Origin of the sequence: Enterocloster alcoholdehydrogenati (assembly GCF_013282095.1) — a bacterium.
GTDB classification, from domain to species: Bacteria; Bacillota; Clostridia; order Lachnospirales; family Lachnospiraceae; genus Enterocloster; species Enterocloster alcoholdehydrogenati.
This window is the reverse complement of record NZ_BLTJ01000004.1, coordinates 278,784-294,123: the sequence shown is the minus strand read 5'-3', so window position 1 is coordinate 294,123 and position 15,340 is coordinate 278,784. Positions and strand designations below refer to the sequence as shown.

14 protein-coding genes and 1 other annotated feature are annotated in these 15,340 nt (G+C 44.7%); of the genes, 1 reads left to right on the top strand and 13 read right to left on the bottom strand.

Translation table 11 applies throughout. From position 1 onward, the window contains the following. Window positions 1-212: 212 nt before the first annotated feature. Window positions 213-419, top strand: coding sequence for a nitroreductase family protein (locus tag HW447_RS18380; protein WP_207714798.1), 207 nt, complete (start codon window positions 213-215; stop codon window positions 417-419). 259 nt (window positions 420-678) lie between these two features. On the opposite strand, the gene HW447_RS06885 is transcribed toward HW447_RS18380, so the two are convergent. From HW447_RS06885 to HW447_RS06825, 13 genes are all read right to left on the bottom strand, one after another. Next, window positions 679-1,194: a restriction endonuclease subunit S gene (locus HW447_RS06885; protein ID WP_176254589.1), complete on the bottom strand. Its 516-nt coding sequence runs from the start codon at window positions 1,192-1,194 to the stop codon at window positions 679-681. After that, the gene (locus HW447_RS06880) at window positions 1,182-1,742 is read right to left on the bottom strand and encodes a restriction endonuclease subunit S (RefSeq protein WP_207714795.1); all 561 of its coding nucleotides are present in this window, start codon (window positions 1,740-1,742) and stop codon (window positions 1,182-1,184) included. The genes HW447_RS06885 and HW447_RS06880 overlap by 13 nt, the downstream gene beginning before the upstream one ends. After that, complete coding sequence (locus tag HW447_RS06875) at window positions 1,726-3,639, bottom strand: HsdM family class I SAM-dependent methyltransferase (protein WP_176254567.1); 1,914 nt, start codon at window positions 3,637-3,639, stop codon at window positions 1,726-1,728. The genes HW447_RS06880 and HW447_RS06875 overlap by 17 nt, the downstream gene beginning before the upstream one ends. A 301-nt stretch (window positions 3,640-3,940) precedes the next feature. Next, window positions 3,941-6,355, bottom strand: coding sequence for a leucine--tRNA ligase (gene leuS, locus HW447_RS06870; RefSeq protein ID WP_176254566.1), 2,415 nt, complete (start codon window positions 6,353-6,355; stop codon window positions 3,941-3,943). A gap of 66 nt (window positions 6,356-6,421) precedes the next feature. After that, window positions 6,422-6,664, bottom strand: a binding site (T-box leader). 115 nt (window positions 6,665-6,779) lie between these two features. Beyond that, window positions 6,780-7,862, bottom strand: a complete 1,083-nt coding sequence (locus tag HW447_RS06865) for an ABC transporter substrate-binding protein (protein ID WP_176254565.1) — start codon at window positions 7,860-7,862, stop codon at window positions 6,780-6,782. A 17-nt stretch (window positions 7,863-7,879) separates the two neighbouring features. Then, window positions 7,880-8,683, bottom strand: a complete 804-nt coding sequence (locus tag HW447_RS06860; RefSeq protein ID WP_243176228.1) for an ABC transporter ATP-binding protein — start codon at window positions 8,681-8,683, stop codon at window positions 7,880-7,882. Beyond that, on the bottom strand, window positions 8,680-9,702 hold the full coding sequence (locus HW447_RS06855; RefSeq protein ID WP_176254564.1) for a FecCD family ABC transporter permease: 1,023 nt from the start codon (window positions 9,700-9,702) through the stop codon (window positions 8,680-8,682). The genes HW447_RS06860 and HW447_RS06855 overlap by 4 nt, the downstream gene beginning before the upstream one ends. After that, complete coding sequence (locus tag HW447_RS06850) at window positions 9,699-10,715, bottom strand: FecCD family ABC transporter permease (protein ID WP_176254563.1); 1,017 nt, start codon at window positions 10,713-10,715, stop codon at window positions 9,699-9,701. The genes HW447_RS06855 and HW447_RS06850 overlap by 4 nt, the downstream gene beginning before the upstream one ends. Before the next feature lie 143 nt (window positions 10,716-10,858). After that, window positions 10,859-11,212, bottom strand: coding sequence for a winged helix-turn-helix transcriptional regulator (locus tag HW447_RS06845; RefSeq protein ID WP_176254562.1), 354 nt, complete (start codon window positions 11,210-11,212; stop codon window positions 10,859-10,861). Between the two features lie 305 nt (window positions 11,213-11,517). Then, window positions 11,518-11,952, bottom strand: coding sequence for an NUDIX hydrolase (locus HW447_RS06840; protein ID WP_176254561.1), 435 nt, complete (start codon window positions 11,950-11,952; stop codon window positions 11,518-11,520). A gap of 67 nt (window positions 11,953-12,019) precedes the next feature. Further along, on the bottom strand, window positions 12,020-12,532 hold the full coding sequence (locus HW447_RS06835; RefSeq protein WP_176254560.1) for an ATP-binding protein: 513 nt from the start codon (window positions 12,530-12,532) through the stop codon (window positions 12,020-12,022). A gap of 453 nt (window positions 12,533-12,985) precedes the next feature. Next, window positions 12,986-13,987 carry an isocitrate/isopropylmalate dehydrogenase family protein gene (locus HW447_RS06830; RefSeq protein WP_176254559.1) on the bottom strand — a complete coding sequence of 334 codons (1,002 nt, stop codon included), beginning with the start codon at window positions 13,985-13,987 and terminating at the stop codon, window positions 12,986-12,988. A 2-nt stretch (window positions 13,988-13,989) separates the two neighbouring features. Further along, the gene (locus HW447_RS06825) at window positions 13,990-15,333 is read right to left on the bottom strand and encodes a citrate synthase (RefSeq protein ID WP_176254558.1); all 1,344 of its coding nucleotides are present in this window, start codon (window positions 15,331-15,333) and stop codon (window positions 13,990-13,992) included. Between the last annotated feature and the right edge of the window lie 7 nt (window positions 15,334-15,340).

The window sequence follows — 15,340 nt, the reverse complement described above, 5'->3', positions numbered from 1 at the left end:
AATGGACCACCACCATCCGGGACTGGGCGCATGTCTATGGAGAACTGAGTATCATGTATGAAGGACGGCTTCCAGAATAAAGAAAAATAAGCAGAAAGACAGGCGGCAAGCCGCCTGCTCTTGACATACATGGAAGTACCTGTTATATATAAAACAAGGGTGAAAAACCTGATTTAGAAGTTTCCCACCCTTCATTATCATAGAAGAATCTTATTTACAGAAATTTTCTCATACTCTCACTTCTCGCCCCCACAGCCATGAATCAGCAGAAATTCACTTTTATCCTGGAGGAAAATACTGTCTCCCTTAAGGCCGGGATCGGATTCTATACAAAAGTAGATTTGGGCATCGTAAAATACCACTTCGAGATTGGAGCTGGAGAAAATAACTTTCACTGGACGCCATCCAGACACAGCTGAAAGATTTTAAAAGTACCAATATAGAACTGTCAACCACCGCCATTTATTGTTATGGAATTAACACAGTAGATTTTGAGAAAGAACCGAAAAAATCACTTTACTTAAAATATAACGCCCGATAACAGACAAGAGGGCTTGCAGGGTTTCTAACCTTTCAAGTCCTCTGCTGTATCATGGTGCTGCCTGCTGTGTCCGTTCCGTCAAGGACTGCCCTACGGCGTATCGGCTTCGCCTTGTCCCTTGACCTCACTACGTTTTCTCATATACTCATTATCTTTTTCTTCAAATATTTTGTTCGCAAATCCTGAATGATTGTATTACTATATTTTTCCATAAAATTCCAATCTGGATTTTCCTTTTCATCAATAGGTAATAAAATTTTCTGCTTTCTCATACGTTCTTCGTTAAATTTATATCCATAGGCGTACTTCACTTGTTGCTGTAAAATAACTGTTTTTAAAAATAAATAGATTTCTCTATTTCCAATTCTATCTTTCAATGAAAATCGTTTTACATCATCTGAAAAAATGCAAACATATGGATGATAAAAATTTTCCACTACACTTCCATTATAATTGACGCCTAATACATTTTTATCCTCAGAAGCATTTGTGTTTTTAACAAAAGCTGTCACACCATTATTTGAATCAGATGCACCAATAAATGGTTTTTGCCCTTTTATCATATTACTTTTTGTCAATCGTTTTCCAGCATGAATAACAAAAATATCTTCAATATAAAACTCTTTCCATTTTTTCTCAGTTAATCTGAAAATCCACCCCCCCCCACCGATTTTTCGGCATTTTTGCCAATATATGATATGTATTTTTGTATAATTTGCTTTTCTCGTTCTTTAATATATTGTTCCATAAAAGCATAGTCGGGATTACCATTTTTATCAATAGGTAGCATTATTTTCTGTCGTTTTAATCTTCCTGTTCCCATTTTATATCCATAACTATATTTTCCTCTTTGAGCTGTAATTTGCGTGGTAATAAAAATAGCTACATATTTATTTGGATATTTTAACCTTAATTTTCTACAATCATTTGAATATAAAGCTTTATAGGGATGATAAAAAGCATATCCCACAGAACCGTTCCTATTTACTGAAATACACCCAGCTTCCATTGTTGCATTTTCATTACTTACAAAATGACAAATACCATTATTAACTGATGACGAACTCACATATGGGTTATTTCCTTTTTTTCTTTCTGCTTCGTAAATATCACGTCCTGAATTTATTGTTGCAATTTCCTCTATAAAGAAATCCTTCCACTTTCTATCTTTTATATCCAACATTTTATTCCCCTCTTTCATCGAACAAATATCCTTTTCCATGACTAATCATATTAAACTCAAATGTCAAATAATCTGCTATGCTATTTAGAAAATCTTCTTCTGTCGGAATTTCATCATTATAATAGTAAAATGAATGTAACCATTCATCAGTGTCTTCAACTGTTGTTTCCACCATAAAACTAGACGGAAATTCTTTTACTTTTCCTTTCCAACAATCCAGTAAAAACTGCTTTCTATCTCTAGCCCTTTCTGTTTCCACCAATCCCAAGTGCTTTTTTACTTCAAATCCATCATTTTCAAAATTTATAAATTTAACCAGTTTTTCCTTTGGGTGCGGTTCTCCTGTGCTAAAGACTGCAATACATGGTACTGTTCCTACCCGATAAAATGTATCTTTATTCAAACTGATAACACCTTCTAATGTGTGGTTTTTTAAAATCTCTTTCTTTACTTGTTTATCTTCTTTCGTCTTTCCAATCATTGCTGAAACAGGAACAATAACTGCCACTTTTCCGCCAACCGTCACACAATTTAACAAATGCCTAATAAAGCATAGTTCCGATAATTGTGCCGTTTCTTTATTCTTTGCCTGTGAATACGGCGGGTTAATAAAGCCAACAGTAATTCCTTTTAATTGAATATCACTAGGATTTTTACTGAGAAAATCATTGCAGGTAAGATTGCTTTGTCCATCTCCACGCAATATCATATTTGTTGTAGCAATAGAGAACATATCATCTCGAATCTCTATTCCATATATTTGATTTTTCTTTATCCTCTTTCTTTCAGTATCGTTCTTAGCTTGTTGCAACATTTTGTGCATTCCAGAAATCAAAAAACCACCTGTTCCACAACATGGATCAAAAATAACATCTGTCGATTTTAAATCTACCAATTCACAAAACAATTCTGTAATATGTCTAGGTGTCAAAACAACTCCCAATGCCTGACCATCTCCACCCGAATAAGAAACAAATTCCCCATAAAAACGTCCCAGATAATCTTCTGGAGAATTTGAAATAACTGCTTGAAAAATATTTGTATTGATATATTCCGCAAAAAATTTCAACGGAGTTTTTCCTAAATCTTCTCTGATTGTGTTTAATTGTGGGCGGTCTTTAATTAACGTAAATTGATTTAAAACACGACTCTTTTTTACTTCTGGAGAAACTTTTGCCCTTTGAAGATTATTTTCTAATTGTTTATACAATATTGCTCCATCAGTATTCGTTTCAACCGTATCCCCTGTAAGCTGTTTCAAAGAAAATCCATGTTTTTGTTCTCTTAATGCCAACAAAATAGCTGATACAACTAACGGCTTTTCGTCTTCTCCTAATCCTCCATAATTTCTAAGATATTCATGTAATTCTTTTGCCTTTTTTAGTATATCTCCTAATTCCAAATCTTCCGGCGGTGTTTCTTCTAATACAAGTCTTTTATAGTATTCAAGGATATGCTCTTTAGAAATATTTTCAAATGTTTCTACTTCCGGCAAAATCTTATAATCATCTGTTTCATCAACAAAAACAGGTTGCAAAATATGATGTTTTCTATCCCCTGCATTTCCAAATGCAAATACTTTTTTGTATGAAGTATTCTCTATAATTTTCTTTGCATAATAAACAGCTCCATTAACAGCATAATCTCGTGTAGCAGAAACAGATAGTAAGATTTTATCCTCATCATCTTTCAACCAAAGATTATTCCTATCTGCTTTATCCTCCATTACAATTACAAAATCCTGTACAACTGCAACATATTCAGGATATCCAGCTTTTCCTGTTTGATGTTTAGAAGCTGTTTTTAAGGCATTATCAATTTCTACATTGTTACTTCCTTGTGTATCCGCCTTTATTCCTGCTTCACACAATAATTGATGTATATATAAATCAAAATTCGCTTCTTTTTTCGCCATAAAACTATCCCCTATCTTAGATTATATTTTCTAATAATCTTACATATAGCATTATACATGAAAAAAATAGCGTAGACAATGCTTTCATTATCCACGCCATTTCTCATTACATCTTTGAAATATTTACTCCATTTTCTTTCAATCTTTACTCCAAATTTACTCCATTTTAAAAATCTGTTACGATATTTTGCGGTATTCTACGATACCTTTTCTTTGAAGAAAAATGTCTGTAAACCCTGATTTTCAGCGAACTTTTCAATATTTCCAAGCACCTTATTCGATTATGAGATTTCCACTCAAATTATTTCTGCACAATATTTACAATCCGTCCGGGAACATAGATTTCCTTCACGATAGTCCCTGTAAGCTTATCCTTCACTGCCTCTCTGCCCTGAGCAATTACATCATCCTTAGTAATGTCGGCAGGCACGCTGATCACTGCGCGGGTCTTTCCATTTACCTGGACTGCGATCTCAATCTCGTCATCCTTCATGGCTTCCTCATCGCACTCCGGCCACTGGGAATGGAATACACTGTCCGTTCCTCCAAGCTGGCTCCAGAGTTCCTCGCCGATATGAGGCGCGAAGGGCGCAAGCAGGGTAACAAAGGTCTTTAATGTCTCCTTGTCAATGCCGCCTTCCTTCTTTGCCAGCTCCATCAGCTTGTTATTGTACTCCATAAAGCCGGAGATCACTGTGTTTAAGCTGAACTGGTTAAATCTCTGCTCAATGTCAAATACCAGCTTGTGGCGAAGCTTGATCATCTCCTTCGTGGGCTGAATGTCCTTGTCCCTGCTGTCCATGACCAGGTTCCAGAAACGGTTTAAGAAACGGGAAACACCCTCAATGCCTCTGTCGTCCCACTCTGCATCCAGTTCCGGCGGTCCTACGAAAAGCTCGTAAAGACGCAGGGAGTCACAGCCATAGTCTCTTACCAGATCATCCGGAGAAACCACATTTCCCTTAGACTTGCTCATCTTAATCCCGTTCTTTCCTGTGATCATTCCCTGATTGAACAGTTTCTTAAACGGCTCGTCAAAGTCGATTGCGCCAATATCGCAGAGGAACTTGGTGTAGAAACGGGAGTACAGCAGATGGAGCACCGCGTGTTCTACGCCCCCGATATACATATCTACGGGAAGGTACTGATCCGCCTTTTCCCTGGATACAAGAGCCTCGCTGTTATGGCTGTCCACATAGCGCAGGAAGTACCAGGAGGAACCGGCCCACTGAGGCATGGTATTTGTCTCTCTCTTAGCAGGAGCACCGCAGACCGGACAGGTGGTATTGACCCACTCCTCAATACCCGCTAACGGAGACTCTCCGGTGCCGGTAGGCTGATAGCTTTCCACCTCAGGCAGGCGCAGAGGCAGCTGATCTTCTGGCACAGGCACACAGCCGCACTTGGGGCAATGAACGATGGGGATCGGCTCACCCCAGTATCTCTGGCGGGAGAATACCCAGTCGCGCAGCTTATAATTTACCGTCTTGCGTCCAAAGCCCTTTTCCTCGATCATATGAGGAGCTTCCTTCTTAAGGACAGATGATTCCATACCGTTCCACTCGCCGGAATTGATCATGGTGCCGCTTGCCTCTGTATAGGCCTCGGTCATATTTTCAATCTCCTTGCCGTCCTTTGCGATCACCTGAACGATGGGAAGGCCGAATTTCTTCGCAAACTCAAAGTCTCTGTCATCGTGGGCCGGTACGCACATGATCGCACCGGTGCCATAGTCTGCCAGTACATAATCGGACAGCCAGATCGGCGTCTTTGCCCCGTTTAAGGGGTTGATGGCATAGCTTCCGGTAAATACGCCGGTTTTCTCCTTTGCCTGCATACGGTCTACATTGGAACGCATGGAAGCGTCGAAAATGTATTTCTCAACCGCCTCTCTTGTTTCATCGGTAGCCAGGCTCTTTGCCAGCTTATGCTCCGGCGCCAGCACCATAAAGGTAGCTCCATGGAGGGTATCGGGCCTTGTAGTGTAAACTGTGATCTTCTCATCTCTTCCGTCAATGGAAAATTCCACCTCAGCACCATAGGACTTTCCGATCCAGTCTGCCTGCATCTTTTTAACCTTCTCAGGCCAGTCTAACTTATCAAGATCATTTAACAGCCGCTCTGCGTAGGCAGTGATCTTTAACATCCACTGGCGAAGGTTTTTCTTTGTAACAGCGGTGCCGCAGCGTTCGCAGCAGCCGTTTACTACCTCTTCGTTTGCAAGGCCGGTCTTACAGGAAGGACACCAGTTAATCGGAAATTCCTTCTCATACGCAAGGCCCTTTTTAAACATCTGGACAAAAATCCACTGGGTCCACTTATAGAATGCGGGATCTGTGGTATTTACTTCCATGTCCCAGTCATATATAGCTGCGATCTGCTTGATCTGGCGCTTGATATTGGAAATGTTTGCCTCCGTTGACTTTGCAGGATGCACGCCCATCTTAATGGCATAGTTCTCAGCGGGAAGGCCGAAGGCGTCCCAGCCCATGGGATGGATCACATATTTGCCTCTTAACAGCTGGTATCTGCTCCATACATCGGAAATTACATAGCCTCTCCAATGGCCTACATGAAGGCCGCTTCCGGACGGATACGGGAACATATCCAGGCAGTAGTATTTTTCTTTCTTTCCGTCGTTTACATTGATCGGATTCTTTTCCCAGTTCTCACGCCATTTCTTTTCAATGGCGCTGTGATTGTACTGTGATGCCATAATCTTCATTCCTCCGTAAATAGTTGGTCTGCTGCCCCGCATAACAAAAAACCGCGTCTCTTATCCTCAAGAGACGCGGTCAAACATTCCACGCGGTACCACTCTGATTTATGCAGATAAACTGCATACACTCATGTACTCCTGTAACGGTGAGCCTCCGTCTTTTCCTACCCAGGGGCGTTAAAAAACTCCCCCTTCAGAAAAGCTGCTCCAGGACCAGTTCAGCACTCCTCTGTCACCGGATCTCATCTTCCACCGGCTCTCTGTGGGGCAGAACGAATACTTACTATTTCCTGTCAATGCATTTGCACTGAATCATAATTTAGCATATTTGATGTTGGCTGTCAATAGCGGACGCGGGAAAAATCACCAAAAATGCAACGATTCGTCCATGCCCTGTCAGAAGGGTACAGGCGCCATCCTGTTACTGTGCAGACTCCGGGGTCATATGCTCCAGCACGTCATCCACCTTCTGCTCCACTGCAAGGATGCCGTGAGCCAGCCACAGGCGGGAATCCACCTCATATACATTTCCCTTCTTTACCGCAGGGACCTCCTGCCAGAGGGGATCCTGCTGCATTTCCTCAAACCGTTTCTTCGCCTCCTCATCGGAACTGCCTCCCGCCGTACCGTATCCGGCCACTAAAAAGATATGCTCCGCCGTCAGTTCCGGAAGCATTTCCATGGAAATGGCAAGGCTGTCCTTATTATCATATTCCTCTGCCATGGGATCGGGCGTCAGTCCCAGATCCTGGTATAAAAAGCGGCTCATATCGTTCGTAGAGGCCGGATAAAGGCGGACTTCCTTTTTTAGTACGCGAAGCATGGCCGTCTCATTGTCAGAAACCGCGGATAATGCCTCTTTTGCATCGTCCAGCTTCTGATGGTACTGCTCCAGACGTGAAAGAGCCTCTTGTTCCATTCCAAGAGCCTTACCCATGGCAAGGAGAGAAACCTCCGTATCCTTTAAATCAAAGGCGGCCACCGGGGCAATCTTGCTCAGTTCCTCATAAACGGACGGCTCAAAGGAATCCCTTAAAAGGATCAGATCCGGCTCATAGGAGAGAACCTGCTCCAGATTCACCGTGTTGCTCTCTTCATCCACTGCAATGCTCCCGATTCCAAGGCTCTGAATCTGATCCTCCAGATAATACCCCTCCAGCTGCTGGCAGGCCGTCAGATCCACTCCCAGGGCCAGCGCCAGATCTTCCAGCTTGATGCATACAATCCGCTGCGGATGCTCCGGCATCACCGTCTCACCATATTTGTGTGAAAGCACAATCTGTCCATTCTCATTCTGATGGACCAGAGCAGCCGCCTCTGCCTCGATCTGAGCCCTCGCCGTGCCTGAATCCTTTACTGTAGCGGACGTTACGGCATCCGTCTGGCCTGCGCTGGCCGAAGAAGGCTCAGAGGCGCTTTTTTCCCCAGCTGCGCAGCCGCTTAAAAGCAGAGCCGCGGCTGCCGCTCCGGTTACAAGTCTCAGAACATATTTTTTCATTTTCATCCGTGATATCCTCTCTTTTATATCTCATTTTCCCCTCCCGCCATTACATGGTCATACGGAATACAAAGAGGACGGTTCGTCCTCGGATCCGTAAATACATCTGCCATCACCCCAAATACCTCCCTGCAGGTCAGGGGCGTAATCACGCTTTCGGGCCTTCCCATTTTTACGATCTTTCCCTTCTTTACCGCCACGATATGATCTGCAAACAGGGACGCGTGATTCAGATCGTGAACCACCATGATAATCGTTTTCTGATACGCCTCATTAAGCCTTTTTAACAGCTTCATGATATCAAGCTGATAGGAGATGTCCAGATAAGTGGTCGGCTCGTCCAGAAACAGAATCTCCGTATCCTGTGCCAGACACATGGCGATCCACGCCCTCTGACGCTGTCCTCCGGACAGCTGTTCCAGAGAACGTCTGGAAAATTCTTCCATCTGAGTTACCGACAGCGCCCATCGGATCTTTTCTCTGTCCTCTCCGCTCAGGCGGCCGTAGCCGGCGCGGTGAGGAGAACGGCCATAGGCAGCCAGTTCCTCCACCGTAAGTCCTTCCGGCGCTTCCGGCCCCTGCGGCAGGATGGACAGACGTCTGGCAAGCTCTCTGCTGCCCATCCTGTGAATGGATCGCCCATCCAATATTACCTGGCCTCTATCCGGCTTCATAATCCGGCACAGCGTCTTTAAAATCGTGGATTTTCCCGAACCATTGGCCCCGATCAGGGCGGTTATCTTTCCCTCTGGTATTTCCATGGAAAGATCCTCTACGATTCGGTTTCTTCCATAAGAAATATCTGTGTGCTCCGCATAAAATCTCACAGCGCTCCTCCTTCCTTTTTCCCCGCTCCCAGCAGGATATAGAGAAAATACGGCGCTCCCACAAGCGACACCACAATGCCAAGGAGCATTTCATCCGGGGCGATCACCGTCCGGGCGATCCAATCTGCTCCCAAAAGAAGGATCGCGCCTAAAAGAGCTGCGGCCGGAATCCTGTGCCGGTGTCCTGCCCCGGTCAGCTTTGCCGCCAAATGAGGGCAGATTAAGCCCACAAAGCCAATGGCTCCGCCCACGCTGACACAGGCCGCCGCCAGAGCCGCCGCCATCATAAGATAAATTAGGCGGCTTCTCTTTAGCGCAGCCCCCAGACCAATTGCCACCTCGTCCTTCAGATGCAGAAGATCTAATTCCCTGGACTGAACCAACAGCGCCGGAACCAGAATGAGGATCCACGGCAGAAGCGCCAGCACGTGTTTCCAGCTGTTTCCATACACACTGCCGATCATCCAGGTATTAACCAGATGGAATTTTTCAGGAGAAAGCCGTACCGCAATCAGGATATCCGCCGCATTGATCCCCGCAGTAACGGATACTCCGATCAGCACCATGCGGATGGGCGAAACCGCCTCTCCCTTCCGATGGGCAATGCCATAGATCAGCACAGAGGTAAGCAGAGCGCCGCCTAAGGACACAACCGGCAGCAAAAACACATTTCCTCCCTGTCCCTCCGGCTCCAGAAGCGTATACAGCATCACCGCCATTCCCGCTCCTGCGCTGACGCCCAAAAGATCCGGGCTTGCCAGGGGATTTTTGGAAATCGTCTGAAATACAGTTCCTGATACGGAAAGCCCCGCCCCCACCAGAACCGCCAAAACGATCCGCACCATACGAAAATCAAACAGAATCAGATTTTCCTCTCTGGTTCCGCCCCCTGTAAGAACACGAAATACATCTCCCATGGTCAGGCTGGTAAAGCCTGCCCGAAGGCTTCCAAGTACCATAACAGCCAAAAGCAGGCACATCAGAAAAAAACGCCTTCTGATTCTTTGCTCCTGTCTCATTTGCGTCCTCCTTTCCCAGATGCCAGCCAGATAAAAAACGGCACTCCGATCAGAGCTGTAACCGCACCTGCCGGCGTTTCAAAGGGCGGATGGATCAGACGGGATATGATATCGGCGGCAACCACCAAAAGCGCACCCCCAAGCACGGAGCAGGGAATCACCTTCCTGTAATCGGCCCCGGCCAGAAACCGCACCCCATGCGGAACAACCAGACCTACAAAGCTAATAGGGCCTGCAATCGCCACTGAAGAGCCCGTCAGGATCAGCACCGCCGCCATGGACATAAACCGGATGCGGCGTATTTTTCCTCCTAACCCTACCGCCGTCTCCTCTCCCAGACTTAAAAGCGATACCTGCCCGGCCATCAAAAGAGCCAGAAGCAGTCCTGCCGCCGTCCAGGGAAGGAGCATGGCCGCCTGCTGAGGCCGTACCCCGGAGATCCCTCCCGCATTCCAGAAGGTAAGTTCCTGAGAAATATTAAAAAACATGGCAAGAGCCTGACTGACTGCATGAAACAGCGCCGTAATGGCTGTTCCTGCCAGGGCCAGCCCCACCGGCGTGCTCCCTGCCCGGCTGAAAGCTGCGATCAGAAATATAATCCCTGCCGCTGCTCCCGCTCCTCCAAAGGAAAACAGTACCGTCACATTAAAGGAGGCTGCCGGACATACGATCATGGCCAGAGCCAGTCCCAGTCCTGCGCCTGCGTTGATGCCTAATACCGAAGGACTTGCCATGGGATTTCTGGTGGCCGCCTGCATCAGGCTTCCCGATACCGCCAGGCTGCTTCCCACCGCAGCTGCCGCAAATGTCCTGGGAATGCGCAGCGTGCGCAGAATCACATGGTTTTTATTTCCCGGATCAAACGCAAAGAGCGCTCCGGCCAGCTCTGAAAACGTGATCTTTTTTGCTCCCACGCACAGAGACAGCGCCAGCGCGCCCCCAAGAAGAACGAAACACAGACCCGCCGTCATACCCGCCCCAAAGACGCCGGATCGCCTATTTCTGCCAGACATACTTCACCTGCCTTTCCTATGTTCCAAACAAAGAGTTAGCAGTTGCTAACTATACCACAAAAATCTCCCTTTGGCAAGAAACGCAGATGAGAATTTTTCTCTCCATATAACTGATTTTTCTTGTACTGTTCCTCCCCTATATCTTAGACAGGTTCGGCTGTCCGGTCCCCCCCTTCAGCCTCCACCTTCTGCTTATATTCCGTTCCCCATGCTACCATGGCGTCCAGGATGGGCTTTAGACTGTATCCTGTCTCTGTCAGCGTATATTCCACCCGGGGCGGAACCTCTGCATAGACTTTCCGCGTCAAAAGCCCTGTTTCCTCCATGGAGCGCAAGTTGGAAGTCAGAACCTTCTGGGAAACACTTCCAACCGACCGTTTTAATTCCCCAAACCGCTTTGTTCCGTCCATCAGATCCCGGAGGATGAGCACTTTCCAGCGGTCGCTGATCAGCATTAGCGTAGTTTCTACCGGGCAGGCAGGTAATTTTTTATCCATTGGTATCCCTCACTTCTTTGCGATTTGCTGTTTATTCCTTACTGTACTTATTTATCTATCTTATAATTCATACAAATTCTATATCTAATTTTCGATTATCCGCATAAATACTATACTTTTAAGTATTTTGGAATATAGAAAAATACTCATTTTACCACAAATTTACCACGATTGAATGAGCCCTGATATGACTATAAAATAACACTAAAAAGACATCGTTGACACTTAAATGGTGTCTTTTTTAGCAGTCAATCCTAAGACTAACTGCTTTGTGTATAATGGATATGAAGTTGTCAAACTGAATTTTATAAATATCCTCTGTTTTTTGCCTCTTCAATTAATTTTGGTTGAATTAGCGGATATGTCCAATTTTTTACTAAATTATCCGTAATTAATATTTTCTCTATCTCACTATGTATTTCTTCAAAAGAAAATACATCTGCATAGAAAAGCATACCAAATGTTTCATCGTCAATGCTTTCGCTTACTCTTGTTTTTCCCTTGACAGAATATACACAAATCGGTTTGATAGTAAAGTCTGTCGCACCCGTTTCCTCCATCAATTCTCGCTTAGCAACAGATAAAATATCTTCACCACTTTCCCTGTGCCCTCCTGGGACTTCATAAGTGTCTCTTTCTCTATGTTTACAAAATATCCATTTACCATTTGTTTTGGAGATAATAACTGCAAATTTCAATAATTTATCATCTATGCTATCATAAAACTTTACTTCTACCATTTGTAAACACCTCTCTAAATTCTAATTTTTCTATTTCTTTCTCAGCTAAACAAGCTGGAATTCATCACTATAAATCAATATCTATATCGTACTTATCATCAATAAGCATATATTCTGTATTGTACTTTTTTACAAGTTCCAAAAACCGTGCATTATCTTCTAAAACACTCTCTATGGTACACCATTCATCATCTAAGCGGTTTTCTACGGCACTTGCATATTTTTTGATATTGTCAAAATGATTTTTAATATAATTTTCACTCATCACAAGACAATAATACTTGATGTTGTCAAGATATTCTCTTGTAAAGTGATTTTTCCAATCAAAAGGAATATAACACCCTTCAATAATAAGGTTTTGCTTATTCTCAATGGCAGTTTTAATCATTTCACGGATAATAGGCCACAGATACTCTGTGAGCTTATTATCATCTTCAGGTGTAAGTTTAGTATAACCGCTACGAATTAAACCCATTTTCAAGTGGTCTATTGATAAATACGAATATTTATATTTTTCAAGGAGTTTTTGTGCAAGAACAGTCTTGCCTGTGTGCGAAGCACCAGTAATTAAAATAATCATTTTTATTTCTCTTCTACTTTAACTTCTAAATTTGCCCGTTTCTTCATACCCACATTATAACAGTTCCATATATCCGCCACAACAAAAAACAGCATACCCCTTGCCATTTTTCTAACAAAAAATGCACACTTTTTCTTTCTTCCTCTTGGCTATCCAACACAGAAAAGAAAAAGCCTGTCAAGAGCCTTGCCACCATTGGTGGTGCTTTGCACTCTTTACCAGGCTTTTTGTTTGCTGTATCTTTCATGCAAGAGAAAAATTAAAGTCCTCTTTTCCATTTCTCTTTTAGATAATCGTCATAGTCCGCTTCATTAAAATCTAATTGTGGCGAAGTGTCGGGAATAGATATGTGAGGTTTACCACAAAAGCAAAATGCCCGTAGAGCCGATAAAATAAGGCTTTGCGGACATTTAAGAAGATATAAATAGATAGTCAAAAAGACATATATATTTTCTACAGCTGCCTGATAATCTCCTCTGTATACTCCTTCGTTCCTGCCGTACCCCCAAGATCCGGCGTCAGCGCCGTTCCCTGCCTTAAAACCTCATCCACCGCCCTGCGGATCTTTACGGCTGTCTCCTGTTTTCCCAGATGCTCTAACATCATACAGGCAGACCATAAAAAGGCCGTAGGATTGGCGATTCCCTTTCCCGCAATATCCGGCGCGCTTCCATGAACGGCCTCAAACATGGCAAAATCTTCTCCCATATTGCTGGAAGGCAGAAGGCCCAGGCCGCCGATTAAGCCGCTTGTAAGATCCGACAGGATATCCCCGTACAGATTCTCTGTCACAATGACATCGAATTTCTGAGGCTGCATCACTAACTGCATGGCCACATTATCAACAATTTTATCCTCTGCCTGAACCTGGGGGTACTCTTTGCTGACCTCATAGAAAATATCCCTGAACAGGCCGTCAGAAATCTTCATTATATTGGCCTTATGAACGCAGGTCACTTTCTTTCTTCCATTCTTTTGCGCATAACCAAAGGCTGCCCGGATAATGCGCTCACTGCATTTTCTTGTGATTATCTTGATGGAATGAGCCGTATCCTGATCCACCTGCGTCTCCACTCCTGCATACAGATCCTCCGTATTCTCCCGAAACATCACGATATCCACATTTTCAAACGGTGTCTTTACCGCAGAATTGGATCTTGCAGGACGCATATTGGCGTACAGGTCATACTTTTTACGAAGCATTACGTTCAAAGAGCGGAATCCCGTCCCAAGAGGCGTGGTAATCGGAGATTTTAAGAGCACACGGTTCTTTTCAAAGGATGCAAATCCCGCCTCCGGGATCAGCGCCCCGTTTTCTTCATACTCTGCCGCTCCGACCCGGAAAATCTCATACTCCAGACCAGCTCCTGCCGCATCCAGGATCTTAAGCACCGCATCTGTAATCTCCGGCCCGATGCCGTCTCCCTTAAACACTGTGATCGTATTCTTCTCCATGGCTATCTCTCCTCCATCATCATATAATCCTTATTTTCCCCTACATATTTCGTTGCCGGACGCATGATCCTTCCGTCATACAGCTTATTCTCGATGTTGTGAGCCACCCAGCCCACCATGCGGCTGCACATAAACAGAGGTGTATACAGGTCTCTGGGGATATTTAACATTCCATAAGCAAAACCGCTGTAATAGTCTACGTTGGTAGGCAGCGCCGTTCCCTTTCTCTCCTTCATCACATCCAGAGCCGCACGCTCAAACCGCTGGCGGAAATCAAATTCCGTCTGCTGCTTCTTCTCCTTTGCCACCTCCGCACAGCAGGCCCTTAACATCTCTGCCCTGGGATCAGAAATCGTATAGACTGCATGGCCGAAACCGTATACCAGGCCCGAACGGTCGTACAGCTTTCCGTCCATTAAACGGTTGACTGCAGCCCGCAGTTTCTTATCGTCGGCCGTATAGCCTCCAACATCCTCCAGTACCGCATCCATCATTTCTGCCACCTTGATATTGGCTCCGCCGTGTCTCGGCCCTTTCAGAGAGCCGATGCTGGCTGATACCGTAGAATAAATATCTGTTCCCGTAGAAGAGATGACAACGTTGGTAAAGGTGGAATTGTTGCCGCCGCCGTGATCCGCGTGGAGCATAAGAATAGTGTCCAAAAGCCTTGCTTCCTGATCTGTAAACTTCTGATCCTTTCTCAGAAGGCTCAGGAAATTTTCCGCAATGGAATACTCGGGGTTTGCATAGTGGATAAACAGGCTGTCACGGTCATAATAATGCACCTTGCTCTGATAAGCGTAGCAGGCGATGGACGGCAGCTTTGCCACCAGATTGATGCCTTTTACCAGAGTTTCATAAACATCCGTATTATCCGGGTCATCGTCATAATTATACAGCGTCAGCACGGCATCCTGAAGCTTATTCATCAGGTTCTTCCCCGGCATCCGCAGCAGGTTCATTTCCACAAATTCATCCGGGATCTCGTAGCAGTCTCTTAAAATACCGCAGAAATGCTCCAGTTCCTTTTTCTTTGGCAGGTAGCCGAACAGGAGCAAAAAGCAAACCTCCTCATATCCGAAATGACTTCCCATCTTTCCCTTTACCAGATCCGTCACATTGTAACCTCTGTAATAAAGTTCTCCCGGAATAGCCTGGATCCCGCCTTCCAAAGCCTCCGCATAGCCCACAACGTCGGCCACTCTGGTCAGCCCCACCCGGACACCGGTGCCGTCCTCATTTCTCAGGCCCTTTTTTACGTTGTATTCCTTATACCACTTATTGGGAATATCTGTGTAATTCTGGGATTTCCCATAAAACTGCGCAAGATAGCTTTCCTTTGTCATGGCCGCT